This window comes from Nitrococcus sp., assembly GCF_059432795.1.
On sequence record NZ_JBXWZQ010000069.1, the window covers coordinates 1 to 2,708 of the forward strand.

The 2,708-nt window shown below is 58.6% G+C and carries 3 protein-coding genes and 2 pseudogenes; 2 read left to right on the top strand and 3 right to left on the bottom strand.

Going from position 1 to position 2,708, the window contains the following annotated elements:
- The coding region (locus AC52Q4_RS05665) for a SulP family inorganic anion transporter (protein ID WP_495535833.1) at positions 1–164 on the bottom strand (164 nt) is incomplete at its 3' end.
- A gap of 224 nt (positions 165–388) precedes the next feature.
- On the opposite strand from AC52Q4_RS05665, the pseudogene AC52Q4_RS05670 reads away from it, so the two are divergent.
- Positions 389–1,142, top strand: a pseudogene (locus AC52Q4_RS05670) (IS5 family transposase).
- Between the two features lie 77 nt (positions 1,143–1,219).
- Here AC52Q4_RS05670 and AC52Q4_RS05675 read toward each other — a convergent pair.
- Together AC52Q4_RS05675 and AC52Q4_RS05680 are read right to left on the bottom strand one after the other, a co-directional pair.
- On the bottom strand, positions 1,220–1,513 hold the full coding sequence (locus tag AC52Q4_RS05675) for a type II toxin-antitoxin system RelE/ParE family toxin (RefSeq protein WP_495535831.1): 294 nt from the start codon (positions 1,511–1,513) through the stop codon (positions 1,220–1,222).
- A complete protein-coding gene (locus tag AC52Q4_RS05680) occupies positions 1,510–1,740 on the bottom strand; it encodes an addiction module protein (RefSeq protein ID WP_495535832.1) in 231 nt (76 codons plus the stop codon). Before AC52Q4_RS05680 ends, AC52Q4_RS05675 begins: the two co-directional genes overlap by 4 nt.
- A 201-nt stretch (positions 1,741–1,941) precedes the next feature.
- Here AC52Q4_RS05680 and AC52Q4_RS05685 point away from each other — a divergent pair.
- Positions 1,942–2,581, top strand: a pseudogene (locus tag AC52Q4_RS05685) (IS110 family transposase); the annotation flags it as partial.
- Positions 2,582–2,708: the final 127 nt, after the last annotated feature.

Below are 2,708 nucleotides of genomic sequence, written 5' to 3' on the forward strand. Positions count from 1 at the left end.
ATGCCTGCGACGATGGCGGTGTAGAGGCCGTTCTGCGGGGGCACACCGCTGGCGATAGCCAGCGCCATGGACAACGGCAGCGCGATCACGCCCACTGTCAGACCGCTCAGGACGTTGGACCAGAGGACCGAAGACGAGGGCTTGCTCCGGATGCTTCGGGTCAAGGCATAAAACACATCTACGTCCTCGGCGGCAATTTATGCCGCTCAAATCAAAACGGCCTGCATAAGGCGCACGTGAACGGCCGCGACTAAAAGCCCCCGCCGGAGACGTCGAATCGTGGCGCTGTCTCGTGCTGAGCCGTCATCCACGCCCGACATATTCCTATTAGGACGTGTTCACAATTGAGTTTAAACTACCGTTCCAAGCTGTTGATGGACCTGGCCCGATGGAACGGCGAGTGCTACGAGACGACCAATGGGAGCGGATCAAGGACTTCTTGCCCGGCAAAGCCTCCGATCGGGGCGTGACTGCCAAAGACAATCGCTTGTTTTTGGAAGCCGTGCTATGGATCGCGCGCACCGGTGCGCCCTGGCGCGATCTGCCCCCAGAGCTGGGCAACTGGCACACCACATATGTCCGCTTTGCGCGTTGGGCCAGAGACGGGGTCAGGGAGCGCATCTTCCAAGCCTTCGGTGAGGATCGGGATCTCGAAGAAGTCATGCTCGACAGCACGGCAGTGCGTGCCCACCAACACGCCGCAGGCGCCCAAAAAACACGGCCCGCAGGCTCTGGACCGCTCTCGCGGCGGATCCGCCACCAAACTCCACGGCATCGTCGATGCGCTCGGTAACCCCATCGGCTTCACACTCACCGGCGCCGAGCAGGCCGATATCACCCAAGCCTTCGCCCTGCTCGAGCAAACTCCAGGCGCGCAGGCGGTGATCGCCGATAAGGGCTATGACTGCAACGCCTTGGTCGAGCACATCGAAGCACAGCAGGCCGAAGTGATCATTCCGCCACGCTCCAATCGCAAGGCGCTTCGCGACTATGATCGGCATCGCTACAAGGCGCGCAATTTGGTGAAGCGCTTCTTCAACCGGCTCAAGCAGTTTCGCCGGGTAGCGATCCGGTACGAGAAACTCGCCGCCCATTTTGCTGCCATGGTCAGGTGTGCATGCATCGTGCTCTGGCTCGCTTAATTGTGAACACGACCTAGTAGGCCCAACGACGAAGCTAACCGGCGCCGACGGAGGAGGCGTCCGAGTTGAGCGCCGAGTTAGGTGCGTGATTTCCAATAACCCGGTCGCTGCCTGAGGTGCATGACCGCGATGACCTCTATGCGATCATTACTGACGCGGTATATGACACCATAAGGAAAGCGCAGTATTCGACACTTTCTTACTTCCCCTTCGATGCGACGATAGATCAACGGGTTTCTCCCTATTCGGGAAATCGTGTCGTTTAACGCTTCCAGAAAGCGCACCTCAAGATTAGGCTGTTGCTCTTTATAGAACGCAGCCGCCTCATCGGCCTCTGCAAGTGCCTCCGGATGAAACCAGCAGGGCTTCATGAATATTTTTTTTGAAGCTGGACCAAAGCGTCTTCTGCTGATATGAGCTGTGCTTTTCCTTCATCTATTTCACGGCAGCGTTTCTGAATTTCGTTCATCCACTCTTCTGAAATCAGAAAGTCCTCTTCATAGTCTAGACTTTCCAGCAGTAGTTCCGCTAAGGACGCTCTAGCGGTTGATGGGAGCTTGAGGGCTTTTTCGGCGATCTCTTCGATCTCGGACTTCATGGCAAAACCTCGCATAGTCAACTTATTAAGTGTATCTCTGCTGCTGCCGCTGCACCTAACGATTTAGCTCAGCCGCGCCGGAACCCCGCAGCGGTGAAGGCGTCGGCTGAAGCGCATTGATACTGGTTGAGGCCTCCCCCCCGGCGGGGTGCCAATACGGCTACCCTGCCAAAGGCCACTACACCCGGAGGAGACCTCATCATGCGATTCTACACACAGCCGCACCGGTATTACTGCGGGATCGATCTGCACGCCCGTTCCATGTACGTCTGCGTGCTGGATGCCGAGGGGCAGATCCTCGTGCACCGGAATATCCCCACCGATGCCGAGCGCTTTTTGCGCCTGATGGCCCCGTACCGCGACGACCTGGTGGTTGCCGTGGAGTGCATCTTCTGCTGGTACTGGCTTGCCGACCTGTGCGCCCGCGAGGGGATCGCTTTCGTGTTTGGTCATGCCCTCTACATGAAGGCCATCCACGGCGGTAAGGCGAAAAACGACCGTATCGATTCGCTGAAGATCGCGATGTTGCTGCGCGGGGGCATGATCCCCCAGGGTCTATGTCTACCCGGCCGGGATGCGCGCCACGCGTGATCTGCTGCGCCGGCGGATGTATTTGATGCACCATCGCGCCGATCTGCTCGCCCACATCCAGAACACGGTCAGTCAGTACAATCTGCCAGCGCTGGAGAAGCGTATCGCCCATGCCCGTAACCGCGAGGGTCTCGCCGAGCACTTTCCCTACCTCGTCGTCCGGCGCATGGTGGCGCTCGATCTCGCCCAGATCGATCAGCTCGATGCCACGCTCACGGCGCTGGAGCTCGATCTGGTGCGTCAAGCCAAGCCCTGGGTGTCAACCTCACAGTCGACAGTGCCCCTTTTGATTCCTGTATAAAGGAGCCAGGGCTTTCGTAGGAGCCGAAGACTGTGAGCGACTCAAACGAAGTACCAACGGACCCGACCCTTGAGCG